General features: G+C 62.4%; 11 protein-coding genes. 4 read left to right on the forward strand and 7 right to left on the reverse strand.

Annotated elements, in window-relative coordinates; genetic code table 11:
* Positions 1-3 precede the first annotated feature (3 nt).
* Positions 4-786 (forward strand): ABC transporter ATP-binding protein, encoded by a 783-nt coding sequence (locus AC1VON_RS13625; RefSeq protein ID WP_172351667.1) that lies wholly within the window; start codon positions 4-6, stop codon positions 784-786.
* 73 nt (positions 787-859) lie between these two features.
* On the opposite strand, the gene AC1VON_RS13630 is transcribed toward AC1VON_RS13625, so the two are convergent.
* Both AC1VON_RS13630 and AC1VON_RS13635 read right to left on the reverse strand, forming a co-directional pair.
* The gene (locus AC1VON_RS13630; RefSeq protein WP_483123361.1) at positions 860-1,216 is read right to left on the reverse strand and encodes a hypothetical protein; all 357 of its coding nucleotides are present in this window, start codon (positions 1,214-1,216) and stop codon (positions 860-862) included.
* A gap of 111 nt (positions 1,217-1,327) precedes the next feature.
* The gene (locus AC1VON_RS13635) at positions 1,328-1,648 is read right to left on the reverse strand and encodes a hypothetical protein (protein ID WP_172351665.1); all 321 of its coding nucleotides are present in this window, start codon (positions 1,646-1,648) and stop codon (positions 1,328-1,330) included.
* 320 nt (positions 1,649-1,968) lie between these two features.
* Here AC1VON_RS13635 and AC1VON_RS13640 point away from each other — a divergent pair, with 320 nt between their 5' ends.
* A complete protein-coding gene (locus AC1VON_RS13640) occupies positions 1,969-3,414 on the forward strand; it encodes a DHA2 family efflux MFS transporter permease subunit (RefSeq protein ID WP_483123363.1) in 1,446 nt (481 codons plus the stop codon).
* 1,519 nt (positions 3,415-4,933) lie between these two features.
* Here AC1VON_RS13640 and AC1VON_RS13645 read toward each other — a convergent pair.
* Entirely contained in the window at positions 4,934-6,829 is a 1,896-nt protein-coding gene (locus AC1VON_RS13645; protein ID WP_172351662.1) for an ABC transporter ATP-binding protein, read from the reverse strand.
* Positions 6,826-8,682: an ABC transporter ATP-binding protein gene (locus AC1VON_RS13650; protein ID WP_172351661.1), complete on the reverse strand. Its 1,857-nt coding sequence runs from the start codon at positions 8,680-8,682 to the stop codon at positions 6,826-6,828. Before AC1VON_RS13650 ends, AC1VON_RS13645 begins: the two co-directional genes overlap by 4 nt.
* 264 nt (positions 8,683-8,946) lie before the next feature.
* Here AC1VON_RS13650 and AC1VON_RS13655 point away from each other — a divergent pair, with 264 nt between their 5' ends.
* Positions 8,947-10,386: an NAD(P)-dependent oxidoreductase gene (locus AC1VON_RS13655; RefSeq protein WP_483123366.1), complete on the forward strand. Its 1,440-nt coding sequence runs from the start codon at positions 8,947-8,949 to the stop codon at positions 10,384-10,386.
* A 29-nt stretch (positions 10,387-10,415) separates the two neighbouring features.
* On the opposite strand, the gene AC1VON_RS13660 is transcribed toward AC1VON_RS13655, so the two are convergent.
* From AC1VON_RS13660 to AC1VON_RS13670, 3 genes are read right to left on the reverse strand one after another with little or no spacing between them, the layout of a single operon-like run.
* A complete protein-coding gene (locus AC1VON_RS13660; RefSeq protein ID WP_483123367.1) occupies positions 10,416-11,684 on the reverse strand; it encodes an MFS transporter in 1,269 nt (422 codons plus the stop codon).
* Complete coding sequence (locus AC1VON_RS13665) at positions 11,681-12,061, reverse strand: hypothetical protein (protein WP_483123371.1); 381 nt, start codon at positions 12,059-12,061, stop codon at positions 11,681-11,683. The genes AC1VON_RS13660 and AC1VON_RS13665 overlap by 4 nt, the downstream gene beginning before the upstream one ends.
* 1 nt (position 12,062) lies before the next feature.
* Positions 12,063-14,267 (reverse strand): TonB-dependent receptor, encoded by a 2,205-nt coding sequence (locus AC1VON_RS13670; RefSeq protein WP_483123375.1) that lies wholly within the window; start codon positions 14,265-14,267, stop codon positions 12,063-12,065.
* A gap of 231 nt (positions 14,268-14,498) precedes the next feature.
* Between AC1VON_RS13670 and AC1VON_RS13675 the strand changes: the two genes are divergently transcribed.
* Positions 14,499-15,425: a helix-turn-helix transcriptional regulator gene (locus AC1VON_RS13675; protein ID WP_483123379.1), complete on the forward strand. Its 927-nt coding sequence runs from the start codon at positions 14,499-14,501 to the stop codon at positions 15,423-15,425.
* The last annotated feature ends 9 nt before the right edge of the window (positions 15,426-15,434 follow it).

Here is a 15,434-nt window from a genome sequence, read left to right on the forward strand (position 1 = left end):
CCGATGACCGTTCCCAAATTGCGCATCGCCGGTCTCGACAAGAGCTTCGGCACCGGCGAGCGGCGCACGCAAGTGCTGCGCGACATCAACCTCGATCTTGCCGACAATGAGTTCGTCTCGCTCGTCGGCACGTCGGGCTGCGGCAAGAGCACGCTGTTGTCGATCGTCGCCGGACTGCAGGACTTCGACGCTGGCGATCTCAGCATCGATGGCGCGCCCATCCTGCAGCCTGGTCTCGACCGTGGCGTCGTCTTCCAGTCCTACACGCTGCTTCCCTGGCTGACGGCGCGGCAGAACATCGAGTTCGCCCTAAAGGCCGCCGGTTACGATCGCACGGCCTGCCGTGAGATCGCGCTCGAGCATCTCGACCTCGTCAAGCTGTCGCAGAGTGCCGACCGCTTTCCGTCCGAACTGTCGGGCGGCATGAAGCAGCGTGTCGCCATTGCGCGCGCGCTGTCCTATCGCCCCAAGATGCTGCTGATGGACGAGCCCTTCGGCGCGCTCGATGCTCTTACCCGGCATCAGATGCAGGAGCTGCTGACCCAGATCTGGGAAGAGCACAGGCTGACCGTGCTCTTCGTCACGCATGACGTGGAGGAAGCCGTCTATCTGTCGGACCGGATCGTCGTCATGGGGATCGGTCCGGGACGCATCATGCAGACCTTCGACGTCGACATCGAACGCCCGCGCCGGGAAGAGGTGATGGAAACCCCGACCTTCATGGATTTGCAGCGCGGCGTCCACAAGGCGATCCGCGAGGCATCAAGGCGCCCCGAAATCGCCTAGCATCGGGGCGCTCGACATTCCGAGCCCGACGGAACCATGGCACCAGAGCGCAGGTGCCATGGCCGGACAGCGATCAGAGAATTCCGAATGGGCCATAATAATAGGGGCGGTATGGGACACAGAGCCCAAGCGCCAGCTGAACGGGTCCGCAATAGTAGTCATCATAGTACCCGCCGTAATAGCCGCCCCTCCAGCCACCGCCGGCCCAATGGCGACCGCGTTCATATCCGTGGTGAAAGGCGTATCTATGCCCGCCACCGAAATGGCGGCCACTTTGGCGGCCGCCAAAGTGGCCGCCGCCGAAATGACCCATGGCATGGCCACCGCCATTGTGCCTGACGAACGCGGCGTCGGCCGTGGTGGCAAATGAAGTCGTGCCTGCTGCCAATGCCAGCACGACCGAGCTTGCGAAAACGAATTGTCTTTTCATGAGCGTCACTCCTATCTGTTTGCGACACTGCGTACGGGAGGAAAACGGCCTCCTTGGCGTCCCGGAACATCCGGGCGCCTGTCTTGCTCAGGCCGGCGGTGCGGTCAGCGATCAGGGGCCGTGGGGACCGCACAGGTCGAGCGTCCACGCGATGGTTCCGCAGAAGTCGCCAGCGTAGCCATGGTAGCTGCCGTAACCGTTGTAGTAGTTGTCCATCCAGCCATTGCCGGTGGCCGAATTGCCGCCGGTCCAACCGCCGCCAACCCAGCCGCCGTGACCTCCATGCCCGCCATTCGAATGGCCGCCATGGGCAGCGGTGAGGTGGACATAATGATGCTTGACGACGGCGGCATCGGCGACGGTTGCAAACGGGATCGCGCTGGTGGCCAGGGTCAGCAGGATGGAGCTGAGGAATACGAGTTGTCTTTTCATGGGAATGTCTCCTTTCCGTTCCAAAGATATGGGAAGGAAAGCCGTCCCGCGTCGGACACGTTCCTTCACGAAACCGGGACGGCGCCCGCTGAACTGCGCAGCGTCTTTGGGTGACGTCGCTGGTCCAGCCGTTGCCCAGTCCGCTCACGGCGGCCGGTCAAGATTTGTTGACTTCCGGCAGGGTGGAAAGGACTACCCCCAACCTATTTGTCGGACCATAAGACGGCGTGCGATCAGGTCCCGGCTGGCTGGCACAAGTGAGGCAATCTTGCCTTTGAACCGGGATGCGCCACTTTGGCCACAACTTATAAGCAGCCTGCATGACGGAATTGGCCGGAGCATTGGAACAGCCTCAATTTGCCACCGAGCGCGATCCGCGGCTGAGGCTGATCATCCCGATCATCGTCGCCATCGCCTTTCTGATGGAGCAGCTCGACTCCACCATCATCACCACCGCGATCCCGGCCATCGCGCAAAGCCTCGACACGACGCCGGTCCGCCTTAACCTTGCGATTACCACCTACATTCTGACGCTCGCCGTGTTCATTCCCGTCAGCGGCTGGTTTGCCGACAGGTTCGGCGCGCGCAGGGTGTTCGCGCTGGCGCTGTTCACCTTCACCCTTGGCTCGGCCCTGTGCGGCATGGCCAACAGTTTCGGTATGCTGCTGGTCATGCGCGCGCTGCAGGGGTTGGGCGGCGCCATGATGACGCCGGTCGGGCGGCTCATCCTGCTGCGCAGCTTTCCGCGCAGCGGGCTGATCACCGCCATGACCTACATGACCTTGCCGGCCATCATGGGGCCGGTCATCGGGCCGCTGCTCGGCGGCCTGCTGACCACCTACGCCTCGTGGCGCTGGATATTCTACGTCAACGTGCCGTTTGGCTGCGTTGGCATCCTGGCGGCGCTGCGCTTCGTCGACGATTTCCACGAGGAAACAGTGCAGCGCTTCGACTTCGCCGGGTTCCTGATGGTGGGATGCGGCGTCGCGCTGCTGCAATTCGGGCTGGAAAACATCGGCCGGCCGATCATTCCCGTTTCAGCCACAGTGCTGGTCCTGGCCGCGTCCGTCCTGCTGCTGCTGGCTTTCGGGCGCTATGCGCGTCGCGTCGTGGCACCGGCCGTCGACCTGACGCTGTTTCGATTTCGCTCCTTCTGGGTCGGCACGCTTGCCGGCGGCCTGTGCCGCGTAGGTCTCAACGGCGTGCCGTTTCTGATGCCGCTGATGTTGCAGGTCGGCTTCGGCATGAGCCCGGTCACCTCGGGCTCGCTGACATTCGTCGGCAGCTTCGGCGCCTTGCTGATGCGGCCGCTGCTGTCGCCGCTGCTGCGTCGCTTCGGCTTCAGTGCCGTGCTGATCGGCAGCGCCATCGTCGGCTCCGCCACCGTGGCTGGTTTCGCCCTGATGAATGCCGATACGCCGCATTGGATGATCGGCCTTTACGTCTTCCTGTTCGGCATCGTCCGCTCGGCCCAGTTCATGACCTCCAACACGCTATCCTATGCCGACCTGCCCGCGGACAAGCTCAGCCGCGCCACCAGCCTTGGCGGCGTGCTGCAGCAGCTCAGCGTTTCGCTTGGCGTCTCGATCGCAGCCATGCTGCTGGGCCTGATAGCGGGGGAGACCCACGTGCTCACACCGGAACGTTTCCACCAGGTATTCCTGTTGACCGCGATCATCCCGCTGATCTCCATTCCCGGCTTTCTGTACCTGCGCGCCGAGGACGGCGTGCAGGTCAGCGGCCACGTCAGGGGAACGCGCAAATAGGTCTCTCGGAGAGCGCGGCAGGCAGCGACATCTTCGGTTCGAACTCTGCCCGCACCGGCCACGCCGCCCGGCCGACTGCAGCGTCCAATTCCATCTCATCCTGCGAATGTCGGCGAACGAGGCGTAGTTCGCCGTTTCCGAAACAAATGCATCTGGCAAAGCCTTTGCGGGCAATCACGAGAAAAAAGGCTGAACCGCTATGCCGGGCGTGAAAGCGTCGCCTGGGATATTGCAGTTTCGGAACCATCGCCTGTCGCTGAAGGTTGATGTAGCCCAGACTGGTCGTAAGAGGCCGAAGCCGAGCCAGACTGTCCATCATGCGAGGCACAAATGGCTGACACAAACGCGGGCATACCCCAAGACGAGCCTTATGGCGTCACCTACTTTGCGAAGAAGTACGGTCTCACGCTGAAAGATGCCAAGTTCATCATTGCGGCGAATGGGCCATCGCGAAGGGCGTCTGATGCGGCAGCTGCTGCATTCCTACGGAACAAAGCCGCGAGGTTCAGGAAGTGGCTTCGCTGATTGTGCCAAGACCAATGCATCGGCCATCCGCGTCCAGAATCAGCTATTCCTTCGGTAGCGAAGACAGATGCCGGCCGTCGCCCATGCGAGGCGATGAACGTGCCACGGCCAAGTTCAGCTCCTGGGCGGCCGTGTCGCACCTGACGCGTGAGGGGCCGAAATCCTTGGTGATCTGTCGTGCCTGAGCCTGCGTGATCCCATGCTTCCTGGCGAAATATGCTATTTCGTAGGGTTTTTGCATAGCCGGTTAGCGCCATCTCTTCTTTTTATCGAGCGGCAGAGGACGAACTGCCCCCGCCGAAAACGTGTATGTGGCAAAGGATCCGGCCTGTGAGCGGGATGTCCATATCCAAATCGACCGCCGAAATCTCCTTCAGCATTCTGATTTTGGGATGGGAATTCGGGCGGCATACCGACCGAACCGGTGTGATCGTGATCGTCCGTCCCCAGTATGCTAGGTTTCTTCATGCAGCTAAAGAAATCGGCAGGCCAGTTGGTTCCTTGGCGAGCCAGGACATGGTTGCTGAAACCTTCCAACGGGGGTGAGAGGGCTAGCGGTTCCGATAAGCTAGCCATGCTTGATAAGTCCATTGGAACAAGAATGCCGTGCGGAACGTTGGTGTATGTCAAAATAAACAAGAACAATTCATGCTCTACAAGCAAGAGCGGTGACCGCCAATCCGGCCACGCGCGCTCAGGAGGCGTAAATGGATATCACCACAATTCTGGTCATAGTTCTTATCGTTATTGTGCTCGGCGGTGGCGGTTTTTATGGTCGCGGTCGCTGGTACTAGCTTCAGTAACCGACGACGGTGTTGTCCCGCGCATTATGCGCCAGATATGAGCGGCCTTATAACCCGGTCGGCCGCACGGCCAGCGGGTTGCCGCTACCAGAGACGCGCAAATCCCAATCGCCGCAGATCTGATCGCGAGTTGACGTGAGCCCGCGAAAAATCGAGTTGTCGGACGGTCGGGTCGACTCGGCAAGCACCCCTCACGTCGCTTTGCCGATCGCCGCGTCCATTCCCATCTCTTCTTCGGAAATGTCGTCGAACGAAGCGTAGTTCATGTTGTAGAGGCGGGCGTAGAGGCCTTTCCTCTGCATCAACTGCTCGTGGTTGCCGCTTTCGACGATCTCGCCATTCTGCAACACGATGATGCGGTCGGCGCCGCGGATGGTGGCCAGCCGATGGGCGATGACCAGTCCGGTGCGGCCCTCCAGAAGCTTTATCAGCGCCTTCTGGATCAGCATCTCGGTGTAGGAATCGATGCTGGCGGTGGCCTCGTCGAGCACCAGTATCTTGGCGTCGGCCACCAGCGCGCGCGCAAAACTGATCAGCTGGCGCTGGCCGAGCGAGAGATTGCCGCCGCGCTGTTCGAGCTCGGTGTCGTAGCCATCGGGCAAGTGCTCGATGAAGTCGTGTGCACCGACCGCCTGTGCGGCGCGCACCACCTCTTCGCGGCTGGCTGATGTCTTGTGGTAGCGGATGTTTTCCAGCACCGTGCCGGAGAACAGGAACGGCTCCTGCAGCACCATGGCCACCTGATCGCCGAGCGAATCCTGCGTCAGGTCACGCACATCATGGCCGCCGACCAGAACCTCGCCCGACCAGACATCGTAGAAGCGGTGCACCAGCGCCATCGAGCTCGACTTGCCGGACCCGGTCGGGCCGACAAGGGCCACGGTCTCGCCCGGATTGACGCGGAAGGAGATGTTCTTCAGCACCGGCTGGTTCTGCCGGTAGCCGAAGGTGACGTTCTTGAATTCGACCGAGCCGTCCATGTCGCGCGACAGCGCCACCGCGTTTTCCTTGTCGCTGACATCCACCGGAACGTCGAGCACCTCGGAGATGCGCTGGCCCGAAGCCATGGCGCGCTGCATGACGCTGTACTGCATGGTCAGCGATCGGATCGGGTCGAAGAAGCGCTGGATATAGAACAGGAACGCCACCATGACGCCGACATCGAGGCTATGTGACAGCACCATCGAACCGCCAACCACTATGACCGTCGCCATGGCGATGCCGGTCAGCGTGTCGACGATCGGCACCATCACCTGCGCGTATTTCGCCGACCGCAGATGGGCGTTGAGATTGGCCAGCACCTTCTCGTCGTACAGGTCGAAGTTGACATGCTGGCGCTCCAAGCTCTGCACGGTGCGCACGCCGTGGATCCCTTCGGCCAGAGCGCCATTGGCGATGGAGTTGGTCTCGTGCGCGGCCATGAAGGCGACCTTGGCGCGCGGCAGCCAGAACAGGCGCACGATGAACAGCATCGGCATGGTCGACAGCGTCAGCAGCCCGAGCCGAAAATCGAGCCAGAGCAGGACGGTGACGATGCCGAACAGAAGCACGATATCGCCCACCGACATCACCGACGTCTCGAGGAATTCCTGCATCGAATTCACGTCGCCCTGCAGGCGCGACATCAGCCGGCCGACTTCGGTCTTGTCCATGAAGCTGAGCGAGACACGCTGCAGATGGCTGAACATGGCGCGGCGCAGGTCGGACAGCACGTTTTCGGCCACCTTGCCGACCACGCTCTCCTGCACATGGCTGGCGGCGTAGTTGACGAGGATGATCACGGTGAAGGCGGTGATCGCGAAGACCATCACCGAACGGTCGAGCCTGCCCGGAGCCATGCCGTGATCGATGGCGTAACGAATGACCAGCGGGATCGCGAGCTGCGTCAGCGTGAACACCAGCACCGCGGCGACCGAGATGAATATCCGGCCCCGATACGGCCTGACGAAACTCCAGATGCGCCTGATGATGCGGGGGTCATAGGCCTTGCCGAAAACCTCTTCCTCGTCGCGGTGCGAGCCGACGACCGCCTTTGTCGGCCGTCCGCTTTTGTCATCCTTCTCGTCGTCGTCCTGTGTCGGCATCATGCGGCTCCCTCGAGCCGGTCTTCGTCCGGTCGCAGTTGCAGGTCGTAGAGCGCGCGATAGCGCCCGCCGAGCGCCAGCAACTCCTCATGCGTGCCGCGCTCGACGATCCGACCGCCCTCCACGAACAGGATCTGGTCGGCATGCATCAGAGAGCTCAGCCGGTGAGAGATGATCAGCGTTACACGATCCCTGGCGAAGCGCTTCATCGCCGCGCGGATGCGCTGCTCGGTGCCGGCGTCGATGGCCGCCGTGGAATCGTCGAATACCAGAACCGATGGCCGCAGCATCAGGCTGCGCGCGATGGTCAGGCGCTGGCGCTGGCCGCCGGAAAGCGACGCGCCGCGCTCGCCGACGACCGTGGTGTAGCCGGCCGGAAGCCCGATAATGTAGTTGTGCAACTGGGCATACTCGGCGGCCTGTCCAATGCGGGTCTCACGCGCCCAGGGATTGCCGTAGGCGATGTTGTTCTCGATCGAGGTGGTGAACAGGAACGCGTCCTGCTGCACGACGCCAACCACCTTGCGCAGCGACTGCAGCGTGACCTTGCTTATGTCCTGGCCGTCGATGGTGATCGCGCCAGAGGTCACGTCGTAGAAGCGCGGGATCAGATGCGCGATGGTCGACTTGCCGCTGCCGGGCGGACCGACAATGCCGACCGTCTCGCCGGACCTGGCCTCGAAAGAGATGCCGGACAGGGTCGGGCGGCCGCCCGTGCCCTCATACCGGAAGCCGACATTGTCGAAACGCAGCACGCCCTCGGTGATGACCAGCTCTCTGGCATCGGGCACGTCCTTGATGTCGAGCTCGGTGTCGAGCAGTTCGAACAGCCGTGTGCCGCAGGTCGAGGCGCGCGCGAACGAATTGACCATCAGGCCGAGCTGGCGCACCGGCATCTGCAGGATGGTCATGAAGGTGAGGAACTGGGCCAGCGTGCCGACGCTGATCTGGCCCGCGATCACCTTCTGGCCGCCGAACCACAGAACCAGCCCCATGGCGGCCAGGAAGGAAAAATTCATGGCGCTGGTGTTGGAGACGCGGATGTCGACGCGTTCATTGGCCAGCTCTAGCGCGTCCTGCTTGGCGCGATCGAATTTTGCGAGCTCATGGCGCTGCGCCGCGAAGGCGCGCACGACACGGATGCCGCCGAGGTTCTCGTCCATCACCCGGCTCAGCACCGACAGCCGTTCCTGCAGGGTCAGCCAGGTGCTGCGCAGCTTGAGCTGAGTGACGGAGGAGCGCCAGGCAACGAACGGCACGAAGCTGAGGCTGAGCAGCCCGAGCATGAGATCGGTGCTGATCAAGAGGTAGGCGCCAACGCCGATCAGCACGCCAAGCAGCACCACGCGCAGGATGCCGGTGGAAAAGAACATGCGCACACCGTCGAGATCGAGCAGCCCGAGCGTGATGAGATCGCCGGTATGGACCCGGTCGTGGAAGGAGAAGCTCAGGCGCTGGATCTTCTCGTAGAAGGCGAGCCGCAATTCATAGCCGGTCTGGTGGCCGACCGCCTCGCCATAATAGTTCTGCGCCATGGTGAAGAGGCCACGCAGGATACTGACGACGAGCAGTGTCAGCGCCGTGTTCCAGAGCGCCTGCTCGGCCGCGGTTCCGGCGCCCGCCGCCATCACGCCCTGAGCCTGGTCGATGGCTCGTCCCAGGAGGCGCGGAATGAAAAGCTGCAGCGTCGCGGCGATGGCGGTCGAGACAAGGGTGATGGCGACTTGCCAGGGATGGCGCAGCGTCATGCGCACGATCCGCAACAAGGTGCCGAGGCCCTTGCCCCACGAGGCTTCCGCCACATGGGCAAACGATTTGCCGCGCTTCGCCACGCCGCTGGCTGCATCCGTGCTCAAAGGAAAATACCCAGTCCAATCCGGACATTAGCCCGGATGAATAAAGCAGACTCAGTTCTGATGGCGCGATGTTACGCGTGTCGGACTTGACCCTTCAAGGGGCCAATGGCGGCATCGCACTGTGCCTGAAAGGCGATCGTGTCGCAACTTGCCGCCGGTTTGCCGCCGGCGATCGATCTGGCACCTTTCCGGGCCGATAGGTTCTGACTATTCAGGATACCCTGCTGCCGAAGCAGGGCTTGCCGCGCTTGCATGGGGAACGACGTGACCACAAACACCAACACACAGGCCGCGGAGCTGATCGATCCGCAAACCATCTACACGGTGCTGATCTGCGATCTGGTCGGCCTGCGACTCGGACCCGACGGCAAGCCTGATCCGAACGAGGCGCGCGTCCATGTCGAGGCCAAGGGCGGCCGCTTCCACCTGTCCGCGCTTGGCGACAAAGCCGATCTCGAACAGGGCCGGGTGCATTTCTTCTACCAGCCGGACCTCAGCGCCCGGGAAGAGCTGATCGAAGCCGCGGGCGACGGACGTTATGACGCCGTCATCGCGGCGGCGACCTTTCTGCCCGCCGAGACCGTTTTTCCGCTGGCCGGCGTGCGCATCGGCGCCGGCACCGCCAATATGGGCTCTCGCTCCTGGGGCGGCGGCGGGGGCGAGGGCGGCACCGCGGTGCTGATGAACACGCCCGGCATCAATAGCCGCGCCACGGCGCAGATGGTGATGAAGGCGATCCTGAAAGTGCTGCCGGATCTCCCGGTCAACTTGCTGCACGACCGGGTGGCGCGCGGCGCCTTCGACACCGGCAGGGAACTGCGCGATTTTCCGACCGAGAAGCTCGAAGGCAAGACGATCGCGATCATTGGCTATGGCAATATCGGCCGCGAGGTGGCCAAGCTCGCCCGCGCCTTCGGCATGCGCGTGGTGGTTCATGCGCGGCCACGGCACCGCGACTGGATCGAGGCCGAAGGTTTCGCCTATGCGGCGGACCTCGTCGATGCGGCGGAAGGCGCCGATGTGCTGAGTGTCCATGTCGGCCTGGGCAAGCAGGACGCGCAGACTGGCCGTTACGCCAATGCCGGGCTCATCGGTTCGGATGTCCTGTCACGCATGAACAGGGGCGCGGTGCTGGTCAATTACGACCGCGGTGAGCTTGTCGACGTTGCGGCGCTTGGCGACGCGCTGGATGCAGGGCAGGTGCGCCACGCCGCCATCGATGCCGATCTCTTCAGCGATGTGTCGACCGGGCGTCTCTCCGGCCCGATGCTGCCCTATCTCGGTCTTGTCGAAAGGCATGGTGCCAGGCTTGAACTTCTGCCGCACGCCGCGGCCGACACGGACCATCCCTCGCGCGTGGCCGGCGCTAAGCAGGCCGTCGACCAGATTTTCGATGTCATCTGCCGCAAATCCGTGACCAATGCGAAAGGCACCGTGCCGCCGGGCTATCTTTCCCTTGGCGCGACGACGCCGCCCGGCATCGGACCGGTGACAGCGGATCATCTCCTGAAATTGACCGCCAGCGAGTGCTCCGAACTGGCTGATGTCTGCGACCGGCAAAGCCGGTTGTGGAAGGCTCTATCGGAGGCGCCTCCCGCCGAGCGCGGCGCGATTGTCGGTAGACAAGGCGAAGAACTTGTCCGGCTGATCGACCGCTTCTGCCTCCTGGCCGAGAAGCTCAATCTCAGGGGCCCTTACCAATAGTTCGGCCTGCCGTGCGCCACCCAGGTGCATCATTTCAGGACGCATCCTGCGCTCGGCAGTTTCCTCGCGAGCCTCGAGACAAGATGCGCCGTCAGCACTACGGCCAGACCGGAAACAAGCGTGGCGATGAAGAAGAGCGCGGAATAGCCGATGCGGTCGGCGATTGCCCCGGCCATCATCGAGCCAACCAGATAGATGATGATCTGGGCGCAGGATAGAATGGTGAAGTCGGTCCCCGGCTGGTCCTTCGACGACACCGCCATGAACAGGCTGTAAAGCGCGACGATCTCCATGTAGCGGATCAAGGTCTGAAATCCAGCCGCTCCCAGCAATGCCCATATGCCTGTCACTTGGCCGACCGCGTGGAGGGCAAACAACAGGAAACAGACCGTGCGCAGCGTGCCGAGCAAAAGCAACGTCCCGCCCGCACCCGAGCGTCGAACCAGCATGGCCGCGACGAAGGAACCGGCAATGCCGGCCGTTGCCGCCGAGATGCCGCTTAGATATCCGATCGCCGACAACGGCAAGCCGGCGTCGACCAGATAGGACCCTTCCATGGATTTCACCAACCCCTCGCTCGCGCGGTAGGTCAAGGCGATCATCAGAACCGTCACGGCCTCCGGCCGTTTCAGGAAGCTGGAAAGCGACGGTCTTGCACGCGTCTCCACAGTTCTTGTGATCGTGTCCTCCGGCATGAAGGCGATCGCGATCAGCGGCAATGCCGAGATCGCCGCGATCGTCAGCACCATGGCTTGCCAGCCGACCCAGCCGTAGAGAAGCAGCGAAACCGTGCCGCCGACGATGACGCTGAGCGCAACCGCTCCGCCCTGGATCGCATTGCCCATGGCGCGATCCTCTTGCTTCAAGGCAAGCGTGGCATAGCCGTCGGTGGCGATGTCCTGCGTCGATGTCAGGACCGCAATCGCGAACCCTATGACGAATATGGCTTTCAGATCGATCGGTTCCACCAGGGCAAGTGCTGCGATCGCAATCACCGTGCCGATCTGGGTGGGAAGGATCCAGCCACGGCGATGCCCGATCGCCATCGGCCTGATACGGTCGACCAGCGGCGCCCAGAGGAATTTAATCGTCAGCGGGATCATCAGTATGGCAAGCATGCCGATGGCGGTTCGCGACACCCCAAGCTCGCGCATGATCGGCGGCACGGCGGCGACCAGGAGATACCCCGGAATGCCTTGCGCGAGATACAGACCGGCCAGGACGGAAAAGAGCCGCAGGCGGCCCGAATCCCGCTGGCCGACTGGTGTGCCGATGGCTTGCGACGCGAGCTCGGTCACGATCTTGCGGCCCTGCCGAGATGCCTGGCGGCAAATTGATGCGCTTCGTCGCGGTTGCTGGTGACATGGACCGGAATGGCCCAGAGCCGTTCGAAGGACTGGCGTGATCGTGGATTGGGATTCTCGCGCACCAACGCCAGCGCCCGGCACGAACTGGAAATGCGTTGTCGTGTCGCCTTTGCCCATGCCGCCTGACGAATTTCACCCTCGCGGGACAGATGCATGTTGCCCGAAATGTCGACCACGATGGCATAGGGCCCATCGAGATGGCCGATGCGGTCGAGCGCGGAGAGATAGTCGGCCTCATCTGTTTGCGCGTGCGGCGGGTAGAGCCGCAGATCGACGATACCGTCATCATGCATCTCGAAGTGGACCATCTCAGAAGGTGACCTTGTAGCCGAGCGAGATCGTCCGGCCGAAACCGTTGACGACGTTGTTGCGCGTGGCGCTTGCTGTCGGGTTCATGTAGTCGGTGTCGAACAGGTTCTCGATGCCGACGCTGAGGTCGCCCTCGCCGACCTTGTAGCTCGCAAGGACGTTTACCAGCGCCGCTCCCTTGATCTCGGGCACCGTCGTGATCTTGTCCCGGCCGGTGAAGAACTGGACTTCGCCGCGCAGGTTGAGGCCGTTGTCGAAGACATAGGTTCCGTAGACGGTGCCGTGCACCGGCGTGGCTATCCTGTTGTTCGGCAGCCAGTCGTCGATCTTGCCATCACCATCCTTGTCGTAGCGGCCTTCGGTGTAACCAAGGATGCCGCCGACAGTGAGGTTGCCGGTGAGGTTCCACCACGCGGTGGCTTCGACGCCCCAGATTTCCTCCTTCTGCTGCGAGACGCGATTGGAGGCGATGTCGTAGTTGACGCCCTGGTCGGAGGTGGAAAGAAAAGCCGACAGCGAGCCGCCATAATCGGCCTCGCCGCCGCGAACGCCGATCTCGTAATTGTTGACGATCTGCGGGCTCGGCGCGATATCGGCGTAACTGACCGTATAATCCGGCGCACCGGCGCCAGGGCACGCCAGTGCTCCATAGGCGTCGCAAAGCTCGGCGCTGCTGTTGGCGCCGGCCCGGCGCGTGAAGCTGCCGATGTCGGTCAGCGAGAACCCTTGCGAGAAGCCGCCATAAAGCTGGACATCGGGCGTCAGGTCGAACGTACCGCCGATGTTGAATGTCAGATTGTCGTAGTCGAACGAACCGCCGATGACGTCGATCGCCGGATAGGGCCGGTTGATGTAGAAGATGGCCGGGCGATTGAAGTCCTCAATGTCGAGGAAGTAGCGCTCGTAGCGCAACCCACCCTGCAGGCGAAGCCGGTCCGTTACCGGAACCTGCAACTGGGCAAAGCCGGCGACCGAATTCTGCTTCATCGGGCTGATGACGTCCCAGCCGTTCTCGAGCTGCTGGAAAGTGTTGTCATGAACGAAGTCCAGCCCCCAGGTCAGCGTCGAGCCTTGCAGCAGCACGTCGAGAGGGGTCTCGACCGTCGCGGTGACACCCGCGCGTTTGCTGAAGAGCGTGGTCTGGGCAAAACTGGCCTGCGGGTTGAGCGGGTTGCCTGAATAATAGACCTGGTTGTTGACGAAGCGGTCGAAGCGCGTGAAGGGAAAGCGCTTCTCCATGTCGTTGTAGAAAGACTTCACTTCGAGCGAACCCAGTGCGAAGGCGGTATCGGTATAGCGGGCGGTGAAATACTTCGAATTCTCCATCACGGATTCGCCCGTATAGGGCGCGGTGTAGTCTGGCACCGCCGGCGTGGCCTGGAAGTTGGAGAACCAGTCCGGATTCTGCTCCATGCGCACGAGTTCGCCGGAGACCTCGAAGCGGCGAGACCCATCCTCATATCCCAGCCTTGCATAGAGGTTGCCGAAGTCCGTGCGGTCGCCGCCGCCCTGGCCAAGCATGGCATCGGATGGCAGCTCGCGGCCATCGCCGTCATAGGTCCGCCGCGTCCGCTGACCGCTTGCCGAGATCAGATAGTCGAACTTGCCGATCTTCTGTGTGGCCGAGAGCGAAACTTCGGGTGCCGCGGATTTGCCGGGGTTGGCGGTGAAGGCCTTCACCTTCGTCTCCACCGTCACGGTCGGCTTTTCGGTCGCGTCCCTCTTGGTGATGAAATTGATGGTACCGCCGGTGGCGCCCGAGCCGTAGAGGCTGCTCGCCCCGTTCACCACCTCGATGCGTTCGACTTTGCCGAGGTCAATCAGCGCAAGCGTGCGCGAAACGTCGCGCAGCGGGGTGTTGCGCGCAACGCCGTCGACCAACACGAGCACGCCACGGCCCCGAAAGCTTTCGGAGGCTCCCGAAATCGTCTGGTTGGCTATCGAGAATCCAGGCACCAGCCTGGAAATCAGCGTTGCAGGGTCGCTCGTCTGTTTCAGCTCTTGCGCAAGCTCGGCACCTTCGATGACTTGAACGGACCCGGGAATGCTGGAGATCGGCTGCTCCGTTCGGCTCGCCGTCACCACCACCGTCTCGAGCAGCGTCGCGGGCGCCTGTTCCGTCCCGTCCTCAGCGCTAACCGGAAGCGTGGTGAAAACAAGTGGAAGCAGTGCGAGGCAAGTTCCCGCGAGCAGCCTGTCAAACATAGTGGCACCCCCAAATTGGCCATCCGGGCGCCGTCAAGGCGCGAGCCATAAAGCACTGGCTCCGTTGTCCCGGATCGAATAAACATGTCTCAATTACTCATGTTATCAATCGGGGCGGCGGCACACTTGGGGTAAAGCGAAGCCGGCACTGCTGAAAACGAACTCGGACAAGCCGAATTGGAAATGTTGCAGTTATATCACAGACCTATCAATGCCGGCGGGATCAGCCCGGTGAACTTCGATATGTCGGGTCATGACGATGCCGAAGCCAGGCGGTCATGCGCCGCTCATTTCCGCGAGATCATCGGCGAGGTTGCGCTGGAGGCAGGCCGGGGTGTCCTTCCGGGGATGCGCGGCGTCAGATGCGGTCTCGACAATCTGAGCGTCATGACATGCTTCTTCCCGTCCTCGCCATTGCGACTGTTGGGCAAGGGAACGTCCGGTTCGGACAGGGTTCTGATGCTGCGAAGCATGGAAGGTCCCCTCGTCGTCGAGCAGGGCGGGCTGAAGACGGAAGCCGCGCTAGGCGATTTTCTTTTCGTATCCGGCGAGATGCCGTACAGCTGGTATCTGCCGGAGGGAGGCCGGCTGGACTGCGGCAGCCTGCCGGGCAGCGCGTTCAGGATTTCTGGCGAAACCCTGTCGAAGCTGATGCTGCGACCGATCCCCAGGACGTTCCCGCCGCTGCAGCTTCTGATCACCTATGGCGCCTATCTGCTGATGCGTGGACCGCATTCGGCTGGCGAGGCTGAGATGGCGAATGCCCATTTCAACGAAATACTGCCACTGGTCGTTGCCTATCTGGAAGCTCCATCGGAGCAGGACAGGGATCGGCTGTCACCTGTGAAGCGCTACGTCGACAACCATCTGCGCGATGGCGGTCTCAACATTTCCATCGTGGCTGGGGTTCTCGGTGTCACGCCAAGATATGTCCAGCAGCTGTTTCAGCGTGAGGGGACGACCTTTTCGAAGTATCTTCTCGAACGGCGGCTCGCCGAGGCGCTCAAACTGCTGTCGCAGGGCTCGGGCGCGCGTTCAATCGGCGCCACCGCCTACGAAGTCGGCTTCGGAGATATTTCCTACTTCAACCGCACTTTCCGGAAGCGCTATGGCGTGGCGCCGTCCGCCGTCCGGGAGCAAAGCGCGGCAGAGGAGTGAGGTCCGCCT

The organism is Mesorhizobium sp. HAY1-8B, assembly GCF_056868045.1.